The sequence below is a fragment of the Corynebacterium sp. HMSC067D03 genome, assembly GCF_001811185.1.
GTDB lineage: Bacteria > Actinomycetota > Actinomycetes > Mycobacteriales > Mycobacteriaceae > Corynebacterium > Corynebacterium coyleae.
The window spans coordinates 1-14717 of the sequence record NZ_KV803790.1 but is presented as its reverse complement, the minus strand read 5'-3'; the positions used below and the strand labels follow the sequence as shown (position 1 = coordinate 14717).

Genomic DNA, 14717 nt, shown 5'->3' with positions numbered 1-14717 from the left:
GGGGCTTAGCTTTTCACTCTCCCTGGGCAAACGCAACTATTTTGCTGCCCCAGTGATTGGAATTACTTAGGAGTTGTCTACTTCCGTGTCCGAGTGCGCGCCGCAACCGTAGGAAGACGCAACGACATGGCCGTCGGCGGAGTACTCGTTGGTACAAGCACCGAAGTGCTCCCCCACCGGTTCCGCCATGGGGATATAGAAGGCGCAGGTGCGGCACGACAGGGCTGCCTTTTCGGCAAACTCGCTGTTTGGCCCGTAGTCGCCGGTGCGCCAGCGGTACTTCGCGTCCTCCAGGCCTTGTTTGGTCAGGTAGTGCTTGGTTTCGCGGCCCGGGAAGGTAATGGCGTCGCGGGCAAAGGAATCGTCGGTGACGCGTTCGTCGTCAGGCAGGAGCTCCAGCACATCGCCTGGGCCCAGGTCGCCGGGGCGTAGCCGCTCGGAGTACGGCACCCAGTCCGGCGCTTCGAGCGCACCTTGGGAGGGTACGAGCGCGACCTCGTTGACGGTGACCACGTTGGAGCCGTCTGCGCAGGCGATGACGGCGTTCCATTCCCACCCGGCGTATCCGGGCACGTCGGCTTCGAAGCGGTGCGTGGCAACATTGCGGGTCAGCCCGGTAACACCGATGTGTTCGCCGATGTCGCCGTCTGCGATTTCTTCAAGCGCCTCGAGCGCAATAGCTATTGCATCGTTGCCAAGCAACGGGTTGCGGGAGCGAGTGCGTTTTCTGGATCGTGACACGCTTACCCATTATGCGCGATGTAGTGCAGGATGTAACCCATGGGTCATCGTGAAGCTTTGTCCGCTCTGTCTGTTATCGCTGCGCTTTCGGGCGGTTTGCTTGCTGGCTGCGCGCCGGAGTCGTCCACCCCAAGCGTCGAGCACCTTCGCGCCGAGGTGATCGAGCGCCTCCCGTTCGACCAGACCAGTTTCACGCAGGGCCTCGAGGTCACCGCCGACGGCAACCTCTACGTTGGCACTGGTCAGGAGGGCGAATCGCGCCTATACACCCGCACTATCGCGGGCGAGGAGCTCGCGTCGGTTGATTTGGATCCGCAGTTTTTCGGTGAGGGTATTACGCGTATCGACGACACCCTGTGGCAGTTGACGTGGCTCGACGGGACGGCGATTCGTCGCAACGCAGAAACGCTCGAGGAGGTCGGCCGCGCCTCCTATCAGGGCGAAGGCTGGGGGCTGTGCTCACGTCCGGAAGCGGACGAGGTGATCTTCTCCGACGGCACCGAAGAGCTGCGCCGCATGGATCCGGAAACGCTCGAGGAGCGCGAACGCTTCACCGTCACGCTTGATGGCGAGCCGGTGGCGGGGCTCAACGAGTTGGAGTGCGTCGGTAACGATGTCTACGCCAACGTGTTCACCACCACCGACATCGTGCGCATTGACGCGGAAACGGGCGAGGTCACCGCACGTATCGACGCCTCCGCCTTGCCCAATAACGCCACCGACGACCCGAACCACGTCCTCAACGGCATCGCGCACATTCCGGGCACTGACGAGTTCTTCCTCGCCGGCAAGCGCTGGCCGGACATGTACCGGGTGCGCTTTACCCAGGCTGACTAGTTAGGATTTTTCGCCATGGCACAACGTTCAGGCAGCAAGCAGTGGAAAACCATCGTGGTCGCCCTCGTGGGCGTCCTGGCACTCGTCGGCGTGGTCTACGCCGTCATGGAGTACCAGCGCACCCGCCCCACCACTCCGGTCGATGAACTGACGGTGTCGGTAGCTGCCAACGGTGAGCGCGAGGACATCGGCGTGTACACCGTGTGTGAGTTGGACGAGGAGTGCGCCGGCGGCGACGCCCCCACCATGCAGCGCGGCGAGGGTGATGTGGTGGTTACGGTTCCTGACGAGATTGCGTCGAATAGCTGGCGCCTGCTGCTCATTTACGACGACCCGGAGGCCAACTCCGAGCGCGTCTTCACCTCCGGCGAGGCAACCGAGGAGACCGTGCCGGCTACGACCGAGTCGGGCGCGAAGCTCGTCGTTGCCGAGGTGACCACCCTGGACATTAAAAAGGGCGATGACGGGGAGGAAACCCCTGTCATCGCCACATGGTCCGTGGGCTTTAACTAATTACGCATCCAGCTCGCGCGCAACGGCCCGCAGGATCTCCGCCACCTGGCGGCCTTCCTTGCGGTCCGGGTAGCGGCCGTTGGTCAAAGCAGGCTGGACCTGGGTCTCGATGAGCGTCATCACGTCCGCGAGCATGCTTCCCAGCTCCTCCGGCTTACGGCGGTGCACTGGGCGGCGCTTCGGGGTGTCCAGCACCTTCACGCGCAGCGCCTGTGGGCCGCGACGGCCTGCGGCGAAGTCGAACTCGATGCGCTGGCCTGCGACCAGCTCCTCAACTCCCTCAGGCAGCACGGACTTACCGATGAAGACATCCTCGTCTCCCGGGTTGGATGCGAAGCCGAACCCTTTTTCGGCGTCGTACCATTTCACCTTTCCGACAGGCATGGCGCTCTCCTTCCGTAACGCATCACTTATGCAGTATCACTCGTGCAGATGTACCGCCAGTAAGTAAAACAAAATCAAAACCTTACTATTTCCGCCCGAAAATCAAGCAGTTCACGCCAGTGTGACCCAGAACACATATTTTGCATGTCGCGCCTTCGAGCTGGGGAAATGTGAGGCTTTTTCGAGTATTGCGCCCCAAAACGACACCGTTACGTGACACAATCGTTATACAACGTTAGGCTGTCCCGAGAAATTGGCGGTCAACGATGAGAGGAAACGAAACAATGGGACGCCACTCTAAGAAGACCACCTCCATGGGCAAGAAGGCTCTGGCAGGTTCTGCAGCAGCAGCTGCACTGGCTGGCATTGTTGCCCCGCAGGCAACCGCAGCACCGGATTCCGACTGGGACAAGCTTGCACAGTGCGAGTCCGGCGGCAACTGGGCTATCAACACCGGCAACGGCTACTACGGTGGCCTGCAGTTCTCCTACGGCACCTGGCTGGCATACGGTGGCGGCGAGTTCGCCCCGACCGCTAACCTGGCAACCCGCGAGCAGCAGATCGCTGTCGCCGAGCGCACCCTGGCAGGTCAGGGTTGGGGCGCATGGCCGGCTTGCTCCGCTCGCTACGGCCTGAACTCCGCGCCGACCAACCGCGACGCGCAGGTATCCAAGCCGGCCCCGCAGCCAGCACCGGCACCGGCACAGCAGGCCGCTCCGGCTCAGCCGGCAGCACAGGCCCAGGCTCCGGCCGCACAGTCCCCGCAGGTCGATGCCCTTTACGCACAGGTGCGTAACGCTATCCAGGCATTCGGCTTCCAGGTTCCGGCTTCCGTGCAGTCCAACTACGTTGCTAACCGCAACGACTACAGCGCGTTCTACGCTGCAAACCAGCCGCTGATCGACGCTGCCCTCTCCGGCGACTTCGCAGCCGTGGCAAACCTGGTCGGCGCTAACTTTGCCAACCAGGTCAACAACACCGTTGCTTCCGTGCAGCAGTCCTTCCAGGCTCGCTAAGCAATAGCGCACAGCAATCGTCCGCCCCGTTCAGGTTGTGAACGGGGCGTTTGCCTTTGCCACCCCACAACAAAAACCGGCACGGTCAGGCACCGTGCCGGTTTTTTAAGTTCCGCTGGTTTAGCGGTTGATGCGCGTCGTCGGGTGGACGTAGCCCGTCTCTTCTGCCGGCATCGGCAGGATCAGGTCGTCGCCGAACGGGCTGGAAGCACCGGTTAACGTCGAGGTGATCTCGGTGACCGGGTGCAGGTTACCTGGGGTATTAGCGGGCCATGCGGGGTTTGCGCGCCCAATCTTCTTCACATCTTTAGCCATGCCCCTCATTCTTTCACGCCGGAGACAAAAACGCACGTAAACTCACCCCCGCAATGTCTACGTTCCCTAAATTCTTGAGTTCGCTCGATGACGACGCGCTGCACGCCCTCATCGAGGCACGCCCGGATGCCTTCTTCCCCGCCCCGCCGTCGGTGGGCTCACTCGCGACCAGGCTTGGTCTTCCCGGGTCGGCGTCGCGCGCGTTGCGTCTCCTCAACGCCGCGGATCTGGCGGTGCTCGAGCAGCTCGCGGATGCCGGAGCGGAGCTTGAGCCTGTGAACGCCACCGGCTTCGGCTCCACTCACCACCTGCGCGAGTTGGCGCTCGTGTTTGGTCCGGATGAGGCGTTGCGTATCGCCCCCGGCACGCTGACTGCCCTGCCTCCCGGTTGGCGCGTGACCGATACGCTGCCGCCCGGCGCGACCGAGGCGCTGGCGTCACTGCCTGCGCGTGAGCGCAAGGTGTTGGACACCCTTGCGGCGTCCGGCGGGGTGGGCACAACCGCGGCGGCTGCACCCGATGCGGACCCGGATGCGCCGGTGTCCAAGTTGCTCGCGCTTGGTCTGCTTGTGCGCGTCGACGAGACCACGGTGCGCCTGCCCCGTCCGGTGCGCGACGCGATGCGTGGCGCAACGCCGCGCGTGTTCCCGCTTGCACCACCCGCCGTACCAGAGATCGATCAGGCCGCTATCGACGAAACCGCAACCGCCCAGGGCCTCGACGCGGTGCGCCAGATGCGCCAACTGGTCATGACGCTGATGGATACCCCGGTGGTACTGAACAAAGACGGCACTGTCGGCGTGCGCGCGGCGGCAAACCTGGAGAAGGCACTTGGGTTCGACCCGAGCTTGCTTGTCACCGTCGGCGAGTCCGCGGGTCTTGTCGGCCGCGGCAACGTCGACGATGAGGATGTGCTCGCCGCCACTCGCGACGCCCTGACCTGGCTTGACGCGACACTGTCCGATCAGTGGGCGATCGTGCTCGCCGGCTGGGTGGCCTCCCCGTGGCGCGTGGATACAGGGGCGAAGTTGCTTAGCGACGACGCCCACGCCCCCGCGCTTCGCCACGCCCGCCTCACCATGCTGCGACACGCGGGCGACATGGACAGGATGCTCTTCCACGCCCCGCTGGAATCGTCGGGGTTCTCCGACAACCTCATCGCCGCGGTTGTCCGGGAAGCCGAATTCGTCGGCGCGCTGGCCAACCAAGCGCAGCCGACCCCGACGTTAGCCCTGATCAACGGCGAAGACGTCGCTGCAGCAACCGCCACGCTCGTGCCCGCCTCGGTGGACACGTTGATCGCCCAGGCCGACATGACGGTGCTAGCCCCGGGCCCGTTCGAGCCCGCAATGGCCGGGTTCATCGAGCGCATCGCGGATCTGGAGTCGCCTGGTCTTGCCAGCGTGTGGCGTATCTCGGAGGCCTCGGTGCGCCGTGGCCTGGACAGTGGACTGACCGCCCCGGAGATCCACGGCTGGCTCGCAGACCACGTACTTGGCGAGGTCCCCCAGGCCATCACCTTCATCATCGACGACACCGCGCGTACCCACGGCGCCATCCGCGCCGGCGAAGCGCTCTCCTACATCCGCTCAGAGGACCCGGCGCTCATCGCCACCGCAGCAGAGAAGTTAGGCCTGCGGGTCCTCGCCCCCACCGTCGCCATCTCATACCTGCCGCTGGCAAAGCTCATGACGGCGCTGCGCACCGCAGGACTACAACCCACCGCAGAGGACGACCAGGGTGTTTCCGTCAACATGGCTCCCGAGCCCGCCCTGGTTGCGCCGACGCCATCGACGCTTCCGAAGTCGCGGAGGGTGGCGCCGGAGCAGGTGCGTGCGATCGTCGCAAAGCTGCGCTCTGCCGAAAGCACCGATGCTGGCAGCGGGGATGCGTTTGAAACGCTGCGCGCGGCGGCGCGGGCGCGCAGGCACGTCACCGTGGGCTACGTAGATAAGCAAGGGCGCGGCAAGACGATCACTGTGCTGCCGCTGAGTGTCACTGCGGGCCAGGTGGACGCGCTCGACGAAGCGAAGGACCGGGTCGTGCGCATCGCCCTGCCGCGGGTGACAAAAGTGGTGCTGGCCTAGCGGCTGGCGCGCTCCAGGATTTCCAGGATGTGCTCGTAGTCCGTGCCGGTCGCGGCCGTCAGGCCCAACTCGCAGGTGCGGTTGGACGACGCGTGGCACGCCGAGCCGAACTCCTTGGCCTCGGCCGCCTCGCGCTTGGTTGCGGCGTGGGTGAGTTCGGGGTGCAGCATGCCGCGGTCACCCGCGTAGCCGCAGCAGTTCCACTCGGCCGGAACGTTCACTTCCTCTGCTGCGGCGGCCGCAACGTGCTTCAGCGTATCGACGATACCCAGGTGGGTCGCCGAGCACGTCGGGTGCAGCGTCACCGATGGCACCTTGTGGTTGACCGTGAGGCGATCGAGCACGTGCTCGTCGACAAACTCGATGGCGTCGATGACGGTGATGCCGATGTTTTCAGCCATGTCGCGGAAGCCGTGCGTGCAGCTCGACGCGTCCACCACGACCGGTAGGCGCCCGCCGTCGGTAGCGGCGATGAGCTGGTCGTTGACACGGCGCTGCATGATGTCGTGGCCGGTGCTCATGCCCTTCGAGGTCCACGGGGTGCCGCAGCACATGCCGTCGATGCCCTCGGGTACCACGAGGGACAACCCGGCGCGCTCCACGAGTTTCGCAAACGCCTCCGAGGCACCAACGCCCTCGCCCTGCGGGCCGAACATGGAGTTCACACACGCCGGGACGAACACGCCGACAGGCTCCGCGCCCGGCGCGCCGATCTGCGTGCCAAACGCCTTGGAGCGCTTCACGCCACCCTTGGACAGCTCGGGGCGGTACTGCGGAACGGTGTCTTCCCCTACGAGGGCGCGGGCGACGTCAGTAACCTTCTGCACCAGGCTCGTCGGCATGACGTAGGCGCCGGTTAGCGCTGCAGAAGCCAGGGTGTTGCCCGGGCCCCACACCTTCGCGGCGGCCGCCCAGCCGGCGGACTTCACAGCACCGGCCTGGCCGCGGCGCAGCGACTTGATGAACTTGCCGGTGTCAATACCCACCGGGCACGCGGTGACACACATGGAGTCCACCGCACAGGTGTCGATGCCGTCGTACTGGTAGGCCTCGTCGATGTGCTTAACCAGCTCCATGTCGCCTTCCTGCAGCGCCTTCGCACGTGCGCGGCGCACGACGATGCGCTGGCGCGGGGTCATGGTCAGGTCGCGCGAGGGGCACACCGGCTCGCAGTAGCCACACTCCACACAGGAGTCGATTTCGTCTTCCACCTGCGGGTTGAGCTTGAAGTTCTTCATGTGCTCGCGCTCGTCGTCAGTGATGATCACGCCCGGGTTCATCACCCCGCGAGGGTCGGCGGCGCGCTTGAGCGCCGCCATCACGTCGTAGAGTTCCTCGCCGTACTGGCGGCGCACGTACGGCGCCATGACGCGGCCGGTGCCGTGCTCAGCCTTGAGGTTGCCGCCGGCACCGAGCACGAGGTCCACCATGTCCTCGTTGAAGCCGTCGTAGCGCGTGAGGTTCTCGTCGCCCTCGAAGCGGTCGGTGATCAAAAAGTGGATGTTGCCGTCCTTGGCGTGGCCGAAGATGACGGCGTCGTCGTACCGGTAGGCGTCGAAAAGCTGCTGCAACCCGCCGCAAGTGTCGGCGAGGTCCTCGACGGGCACCGCGATGTCCTCAAGCAGCGCGGTGGTGCCGGACGGGCGAGCCTCCGCGACCTGGGCGTAGAGGCCCTTGCGGAACGCCCACGCCTTGGCGGCCTCGATGGGGTCGGTGCTGAACTGCGCCGGGGTCTGCAGGTCGAACTCACGCAGGAGCTTGGAGCCGGCCTGCTCGTATTCGCACAGCTGCTCGGCCTCGTTGGCGTGGTATTCGATGAGCAGCGCCGCCTGGCCGCCAAGTTCGAAGCCGGTGATCTGCTCCGGCACCGAATCAAAGGTGCGGCCGACCTTGATGGAGCGCGAATCCATCAACTCCAGCGTCGCCGCCTTCGACTCAAACAGGGCCGGCAGGGAGCGCGTCGCGGCGTCCAGCGTCGGATAGACCGCGATGGTGGTCGTCTTCAGTTTCGGCACCTCGATGGTGCGCAGGACAGCCTCCGCGATAAACGCGAGTGTGCCCTCGGATGCGACCAGCAGGTGCATGAAGATGTCCAGCGGCGAGTCGTAATCCAAAAACGAATTCAGGCTGTAGCCCATCGTGTTCTTCAGCGCGAAGTGGCGCTCGATGATGTCTACGGATTCCTTGTTGTCGCGCACACGTCGCTTGAGCTTCTCGATCGTGTCCACAAGCTCCGGCTCCTGACGCGCGAACTGCGCCTCCGCATCCGGGTGGGCGGTGTTGATCACGGTGCCGGACGGCAGGACGAAGGTGACGGATTCGATGGTGTTGTAGGTGTTGAACTCCGTGCCGCAGGCCATGCCGGAGGAGTTGTTGGCAATCACGCCACCCATCGTCGCGGCGCCCTCGGACGCCGGGTCCGGGCCGATCTTGCGGCCGAACGCGGCCAGGTGCGCGTTGACCTGGCGCACCGTGGAGCCGGGCTGGACGCGCACGCGCTTGCCACCGTCAAGTACCTCCACGCCGCGGAAGTGCTTACGCACGTCCACCAGCATGCCCGCACCACCTGCCTGGCCGGACAGGGAGGTACCGCCGCCGCGAAGCACCACTGGGGCGCCGGAGGATGCCGACGCGCGGAACGCCGCCGCGACATCATTCGCGTTGCGCGCTTCGACCACCACATCGGGGGTGTAGAGGAAGTGGGATGCGTCGTGGGCGTACTTGATGCGGTCGATCGGGCGCGTGGACAGCGCCTCGTCGGAGCCGAGTTCGCGGGCCAGATGCGCCGCTGGGGATGAGATGGTTGCAGTCATGGGTTCATGGTAAACCCGCCCTGAGCGATGTCGTATCTTTTGGTAGTTTTTGTCGGGTGACTACGTTTCAGATTCAGGACCTTCACAAACGCTTCGGCGACGTCCAGGCCCTCGACGGAATGGACTTCACCGTCCACGATGGGGAAATGTACGGCTTCGTCGGTTCCAACGGCGCCGGTAAATCCACGACGATGCGCATCGCGTTGGGCGTGCTCAGCGCCGATTCTGGCGAGGTGCTCCTCGATGGGCGTCCGCTTGACGACGACTCCCGTCGCCGCATCGGTTACATGCCCGAAGAACGTGGCCTCTACGGCAAGGAAAAGATCCTTGATCAGTTGATCTTCCTGGCTAAACTCCACGGCGTGGACGGCGCGGCCGCCAAGCAGCGCGGCACCGAACTGCTCGAGGAGTTGGGCCTCGGCGAGCGGCTCAACGACAAGCTCGACGATCTCTCCCTAGGCAACCAACAGCGCGTGCAGTTGGCCGCGTCGCTGATCCACGACCCGGAGGTGCTCATCCTTGACGAGCCCTTCTCCGGCCTGGACCCCGTCGCCGTGGACGTGATGAGCACGATGCTCACCGACCGCGCCCGCGCCGGCGTGCCGGTGATCTTCTCCTCCCACCAGCTCGATTTGGTGCAGCGGCTTTGCGACCGCATCGGCATCGTCACCCGCGGCCGCATGGTCGCCGAGGGCACCGTCGACGAGTTGCGCTCGGGTGGCCCGGTGCGGTTCCGCGTCGGCACGCAAGCGCGCGGCTGGATTCCCGCAACCGCCACGCTTATTAGCGACACCCCAACCCACGTCATCGTCGAAACCACTTCCGCCGACAACGACCAGGACATCCTCCGCGCCGCCATGGCCGCAGGCCCCGTCCACGAGTTCACCCGCGTCGTGCCGGATCTGGCCGAGCTGTTCAAGGAGGTTGTGAAGTAATGAAGACCTACTCCCCCATGCACACCATCACCACCACCGCGAAGCGCGAGGTGCAGATTCTGCTGCTGAAGAAGGGCGTCATTGTCACGCTCGTGATCATGTTGCTGGTCATGTTCGGCATGATCGGCTTCGGCACCTGGATGAAAAACAAGGACGACGCCGAAGCGGAAGCCGGCGGCCCGGCCATCGCCGCCGTGGGCATCGCAGAGCAGCTTCTCGACGACGCCGGCTACGACGCCCGCACCGCCACCGACCGCACCGAAGCCGAACAGTTAGTCCGCGACGGCGACGTGGAGGCCGCCCTGATTGTCGAGGGCGACAACTGGGAGGTCCTTGCGGACGGCTCCCCCTCCACCACCATCCTCACCGGCCTCGACGCCCTCTCCCAAGAGCAGGCGCGCGCCGAAACCTTAAGCACCCTGGGCATTAGCCCCGCCGATTACGAGGCTGCCTCCCCGCAGATCGACGTTGTGCCGGTGGACATCAACGACACCGAAGGCGACGACACCGCAGAGCAGTTGACCCGCCTGCTGACCACCTTCTTCGCGCTGATCATCGTCATGTTCACCGTGATCACTTTTGCCGCCCAGGTGGGCAGCCGCGTCACCGAGGAGAAATCCTCGCGTGTCGTCGAGCTCATCTTGGCCTCCGTTCGTCCGCTGGACTTCCTCGCCGGCAAACTGTTGGGCACCGTCATCTTCGGCTTCCTCGCCACCGCAGTGTTGCTTGCTGTCGGCGGCATCGGGCTGAAGGTCTCGGGGCTTATCGACGACGTCGAAGTCGACTGGTCCGTCCTCCCCATCCTGCTTGTCGCCTGGCTGTTGTCCATGCTGTTTTTCGGCGGCCTCTACGCCGCCGCCGGCGCGATGGTGCAGCGCACCGAGGACCTGCAGTCCACCCAGATGCCGATTCTGATCCTGCTGATGGCGTGCGTGTACATCTCGTCGTTTGGTTGGTCCAACACCGACTCAACCTTCATGCAGGTGATGAGCTGGATCCCGCCGTTTTCGATCTTCAGCGCGCCCTTGACCTACGCAGCTGGCGACTTCACCGCCATCCAGCTCGCGGGCTCCTTCGCGCTCGCTGCGGTCACCACTGTGCTCGTCGTGTGGGGCGCCGCCGGCATTTACAAGCGCACGATCCTCAACAACGGCAGCGTGACCAAGTGGTCACAGGTGCTTCGGAGGGGTTAGCGCAGTTCGTCGATAAACGCCTTCGCGTCAATGTCGCCGTTCTCCGCGGCCTTGCGTAGCGCTTTAAACTTCTGCTCCCGCTCCTCCACCAGTCGCAGGCCTTCGCGCAGGACTTCGCTGGCGGAGGCGTAGCGGCCGTCTTCGAGCAGTTGGGCGATGAATTTGTCGTAGCGTTCGCCGAGGACAACGGATGTGTTTTTCGCAGCCATGCCCGTAGACTACCAACGCCTACGAACAGGAGGAGTAGATCGCATGGCTCTCGGCGACGGCCCGCTCATCGTCCAGTCGGACAAGACTGTGCTGCTCGAGGTCGCACACCCGGACGCACCCAAGGCCCGTGCTGCGCTCGCCCCGTTTGCGGAGCTCGAGCGCGCACCTGAGCATATCCACACCTACCGCATCACCCCGCTCGCGTTGTGGAACGCGCGCGCTGCCGGCTTAGACGCGGAGCAGGCCGTTGACGTGCTCGAACGGTTCTCCCGCTTCCCCGTCCCGCAGCCGCTGCTCGTGGATGTTGCGGAGACCATGGCGCGCTACGGCCGCCTCAAGCTGGTCAAGCACCCCGCGCACGGGCTCATCCTCGAGGCCGACGACCCGGCAATCCTCACCGAGGTCACTCGCTCCAAGAAGATCATCCCGCTTGTCGCATCGCGTATCGACGACACCACCATCCCCGTCCACCCCTCCGCCCGTGGCCAAATCAAACAGGAACTGACCAAACTCGGCTGGCCTGTGGAGGACCTCGCCGGCTACGTCGATGGCGAATCGCACCCGATCGCGCTCAACCACGACGGCTGGGCGCTACGCGACTACCAGCAGTACGCCGCCGAGTCATTCTGGGAGGGCGGCTCCGGCGTCGTCGTGTTGCCGTGCGGCGCGGGCAAAACCATCGTGGGTGCGGCGTCGATGGCGCAGGCACAGACCACCACACTGATCCTGGTCACCAACACCGTCGCGGGCCGCCAATGGCGCGACGAGCTGCTGCGCCGCACCACGCTCACGCCCGAGGAGATCGGCGAGTACTCCGGGGAGAAGAAGGAGATCCGCCCGGTCACCATCGCCACCTACCAGGTGGTCACCCGCAAAACCAAGGGCGAATACCGCGCGCTCGAACTTTTCGACTCCCGCGACTGGGGCCTCATCATCTACGACGAAGTTCACCTCCTGCCCGCCCCCGTCTTCCGCATGGCCGCCGACCTCCAGTCGCGCCGCCGCCTAGGCCTGACCGCCACCCTGGTGCGCGAGGACGGTCGCGAGGACGACGTGTTCTCCCTCATCGGCCCCAAGCGTTACGACGCCCCCTGGAAAGAACTCGAAATGGCCGGCTACATCGCCACCGCCGAATGCGTCGAAGTGCGCACCACACTTAGCGACGACGAACGCCTCACCTACGCCACCGCCGAAACCCGCGAACGCTATCGGTTGGCGGCGTGTTCGAAGGCGAAGCTTGGGGTCGTCGATAAGCTGCTTGCAAAACATGAGGGCCAGCAGACCTTGATCATCGGCGCCTACGTCGACCAACTCGAAGAGATCGCCGCGCGCATCGACGCCCCACTTGTCGACGGAAAAACCACCACCAAAAAACGCGAAGAAGCCTTCCAAGCCTTCCGCGACGGGGCTATCTCCACCCTGGTGGTGTCCAAGGTGGCGAACTTCTCCATCGACCTGCCCGAAGCCGCCGTGGCCATCCAGGTCTCCGGCACATTCGGCTCCCGCCAAGAGGAAGCGCAGCGCCTGGGCCGGCTGCTGCGCCCGAAGGCCGACGGCGCAGAGGCCGTGTTCTACACCGTTGTCGCCCGCGACACCCTCGACGCCGAATACGCCATCCACCGCCAGCGCTTCCTCGCCGAGCAGGGCTACGCGTATCGACTCGTCGACGCCTCCGACCTCTAAACTCTTCCCCATGAAGGTTTTCAAGTTCGACGTCGACGAAGAGTACGCAAAGCAACACAACGAAATGATCCGCGACACCCGCAGCCTCGTCGCTTCGGGCGTCGCCCTCTTTGTGATCTCCCTGCTCGGCGCCGCAGCCGTCTGGTTCTTCGTCGACCCCGAATCCCCCTGGCACACCCTGGGCACGTTCGGCCTTGCCCTCTTCGGCCTGATGATGCTCGTCGTGGGCCTGCTCATCCCCCGCAGTGTGGGCAAGACGCAAGAACTTTACGACGCCAACCCGCTGGCCCCAGCCATCATCACCGAACGCGTCGGCACCACCATCACCCTGACCGCCCTGGTGAACCTCAACGTCGAGCCCTCCCTGCCGCCCCGCTGGGGCATCACCTCCCGCGTCTACCACCCGATCCCGAACACTTCCGACAAGGTGGGCACCAAGGTCCCCGTCGCCGCCGTCGGCGCGCAGCGCTCCGCCCAGAACAAGAAGATGTGGCAGATGGTCACCCCGATGCCGATCGCCTGGGGCACCCCGGACGTCGCCGTCATCGACGAGGCCCGCAACGCCGTACCCGGCGACCAGTGGTCCAAACTCGAGCGCGCCCGCAAGAAGAAGGACCTCCTCGAGCAGTCCAAGAACGCCGTCGTGGAGTTGTAGTTCTCTGTTTGTTTTTCGAGGTTGTTGGGGCTGTTGGGAGCGCTTGGCTGTTGGGGGCTGTTCGGCCCCTGCCGCCCCGCGCCGGCCGTTTCGTCCGCTCTGCGCCACGCCGGCAGCCCCCATTGGCCTTGCCGACAACCCTGCCCCGCACGCCAATGCAAAACCCCACATCACACCATTCGCCAACCTGGGCGGAGTGTAAAATCCTGCAGCCAGTTGAGCTTCATTTTGCATTCACAGAAGTGCGCAGGTGGCTTTAGTGGGGGCTTCGGTGGTGTGAAGGCGATGACTCCGCGTTACGGACAGTTGGACCTCCCCCCTGCCCTCTCCCGATGCCCATGCAGTAGCGTAATGGGTATCGATCCCCTTCTCACTCCGCATTGCGGACTAATGGGTGTACGCCAACTATGCAGCGGCATAGTTACCACGCTGTGTCCTCCTGCCACTCCGCATTGCGGACAACAGGGAAACACCAACGACTTTGCAGCGACATAGCATATCGAATCCCGTTTCCGTCTCCGCATTCCAGACAAATGGCTCCAGCCAACAACTATGCAGCGGCATAGTGGTGCCCGTGGCGTTATGGACTCTGCGTTGCGGACTAGTGGGCGCCCACCATCTATTTCGGCATGGGTGGTGGGCTACTTTTGGCGGAGCGCTTTGGGCTACTTTTCGAAGAGCGCAACCAAGCACCGTGGGAACCGACTCCGCATTGCGGACAAGTTGGTGAAACCCCACGACTATGCAGTGGCATAGTGCAGCCCGTTCTGCCACTGACTCCGCATTGCGGACAAGTTGGTGGACACCAACGACTATGCAGCGGCATAGTGGAACCCGTTCAGTCTCCCGCTCCGCATTGCGGACTAACGGGTGTACGCCAACGACTATGCAGTCGCATAGTCAGGCACGCAATGTTTCTGATTCTGCATTGCGGACAAGTTGGTGGATACCAACTATCTCAGCGAGTGTGTTGGGCTACTTTTCAAAGAGCGCAACCAAGAACCGTGGGAACCGACTCTGCATTGCGGACAAGTTGGCGCACACCCATTGACTATGCAGTGGCATAGTGACGCCCGCACTGTTCCTGATTCTGCATTGCGGACTAGTGGGTGGACCCCAACGACTATGCGGTGGCATAGTGAGACGAGTCAGCATCCACTATGCGGCGGCGTAGTGACGCCTGCTGCGTTTCTGGTTTTGTATTGCGGACGAGTGGGTGGTCACCAATGTTGCTGTTGTCGGCGACAACAATCATGTGGGTATACGTGAAAACACCCAAAGTGCAACGTGGGTGTTGTACTTTGGGTGTTTGTGTGTGAAGTTGTTGGGTCGGCG

At 64.1% G+C, this 14717-nt stretch carries 14 protein-coding genes; 8 read left to right on the top strand and 6 right to left on the bottom strand.

Translation table 11 applies throughout. The features are described 5' to 3' along the window. Positions 1-66 precede the first annotated feature (66 nt). Positions 67-741 (bottom strand): DUF3027 domain-containing protein, encoded by a 675-nt coding sequence (locus HMPREF2785_RS02630; protein WP_083308828.1) that lies wholly within the window; start codon positions 739-741, stop codon positions 67-69. A 39-nt stretch (positions 742-780) separates the two neighbouring features. Between HMPREF2785_RS02630 and HMPREF2785_RS02625 the strand changes: the two genes are divergently transcribed. Beyond that, positions 781-1578, top strand: a complete 798-nt coding sequence (locus tag HMPREF2785_RS02625) for a glutaminyl-peptide cyclotransferase (RefSeq protein WP_070614195.1) — start codon at positions 781-783, stop codon at positions 1576-1578. Positions 1579-1593: 15 nt separating this feature from the next. Then, positions 1594-2091 (top strand): DUF2771 family protein, encoded by a 498-nt coding sequence (locus HMPREF2785_RS02620; RefSeq protein WP_070421465.1) that lies wholly within the window; start codon positions 1594-1596, stop codon positions 2089-2091. On the opposite strand, the gene HMPREF2785_RS02615 is transcribed toward HMPREF2785_RS02620, so the two are convergent. Beyond that, the gene (locus tag HMPREF2785_RS02615; protein ID WP_070421466.1) at positions 2092-2475 is read right to left on the bottom strand and encodes a cold-shock protein; all 384 of its coding nucleotides are present in this window, start codon (positions 2473-2475) and stop codon (positions 2092-2094) included. Between the two features lie 284 nt (positions 2476-2759). On the opposite strand from HMPREF2785_RS02615, the gene HMPREF2785_RS02610 reads away from it, so the two are divergent. After that, positions 2760-3491, top strand: coding sequence for a resuscitation-promoting factor Rpf1 domain-containing protein (locus HMPREF2785_RS02610; RefSeq protein ID WP_070421467.1), 732 nt, complete (start codon positions 2760-2762; stop codon positions 3489-3491). A 120-nt stretch (positions 3492-3611) separates the two neighbouring features. On the opposite strand, the gene HMPREF2785_RS02605 is transcribed toward HMPREF2785_RS02610, so the two are convergent. After that, on the bottom strand, positions 3612-3806 hold the full coding sequence (locus HMPREF2785_RS02605; RefSeq protein ID WP_092101852.1) for a hypothetical protein: 195 nt from the start codon (positions 3804-3806) through the stop codon (positions 3612-3614). Between the two features lie 53 nt (positions 3807-3859). On the opposite strand from HMPREF2785_RS02605, the gene HMPREF2785_RS02600 reads away from it, so the two are divergent. Continuing rightward, on the top strand, positions 3860-5893 hold the full coding sequence (locus HMPREF2785_RS02600) for a helicase-associated domain-containing protein (protein WP_070614194.1): 2034 nt from the start codon (positions 3860-3862) through the stop codon (positions 5891-5893). Here the strand turns inward: HMPREF2785_RS02600 and HMPREF2785_RS02595 are convergent. Further along, positions 5890-8706 (bottom strand): FAD-binding and (Fe-S)-binding domain-containing protein, encoded by a 2817-nt coding sequence (locus HMPREF2785_RS02595; RefSeq protein WP_070614193.1) that lies wholly within the window; start codon positions 8704-8706, stop codon positions 5890-5892. The two genes, HMPREF2785_RS02600 and HMPREF2785_RS02595, sit on opposite strands and share 4 nt — an antisense overlap. Positions 8707-8762: 56 nt before the next feature. Here HMPREF2785_RS02595 and HMPREF2785_RS02590 point away from each other — a divergent pair, with 56 nt between their 5' ends. Beyond that, positions 8763-9641 (top strand): ABC transporter ATP-binding protein, encoded by an 879-nt coding sequence (locus HMPREF2785_RS02590; RefSeq protein WP_070614192.1) that lies wholly within the window; start codon positions 8763-8765, stop codon positions 9639-9641. Further along, positions 9641-10834 carry an ABC transporter permease gene (locus tag HMPREF2785_RS02585; RefSeq protein WP_070614191.1) on the top strand — a complete coding sequence of 398 codons (1194 nt, stop codon included), beginning with the start codon at positions 9641-9643 and terminating at the stop codon, positions 10832-10834. Before HMPREF2785_RS02590 ends, HMPREF2785_RS02585 begins: the two co-directional genes overlap by 1 nt. Here HMPREF2785_RS02585 and HMPREF2785_RS02580 read toward each other — a convergent pair. Further along, a complete protein-coding gene (locus HMPREF2785_RS02580) occupies positions 10831-11043 on the bottom strand; it encodes a type II toxin-antitoxin system ParD family antitoxin (protein WP_070614190.1) in 213 nt (70 codons plus the stop codon). The two genes, HMPREF2785_RS02585 and HMPREF2785_RS02580, sit on opposite strands and share 4 nt — an antisense overlap. A 43-nt stretch (positions 11044-11086) precedes the next feature. On the opposite strand from HMPREF2785_RS02580, the gene HMPREF2785_RS02575 reads away from it, so the two are divergent. Further along, positions 11087-12727 (top strand): DNA repair helicase XPB, encoded by a 1641-nt coding sequence (locus tag HMPREF2785_RS02575; protein WP_070614189.1) that lies wholly within the window; start codon positions 11087-11089, stop codon positions 12725-12727. 10 nt (positions 12728-12737) lie between these two features. Continuing rightward, positions 12738-13382, top strand: coding sequence for a DUF3239 domain-containing protein (locus tag HMPREF2785_RS02570; RefSeq protein ID WP_070570978.1), 645 nt, complete (start codon positions 12738-12740; stop codon positions 13380-13382). A gap of 1123 nt (positions 13383-14505) precedes the next feature. On the opposite strand, the gene HMPREF2785_RS12070 is transcribed toward HMPREF2785_RS02570, so the two are convergent. After that, positions 14506-14717: hypothetical protein (locus HMPREF2785_RS12070; protein ID WP_210386080.1), on the bottom strand; the 212-nt coding region annotated here is incomplete at its 5' end.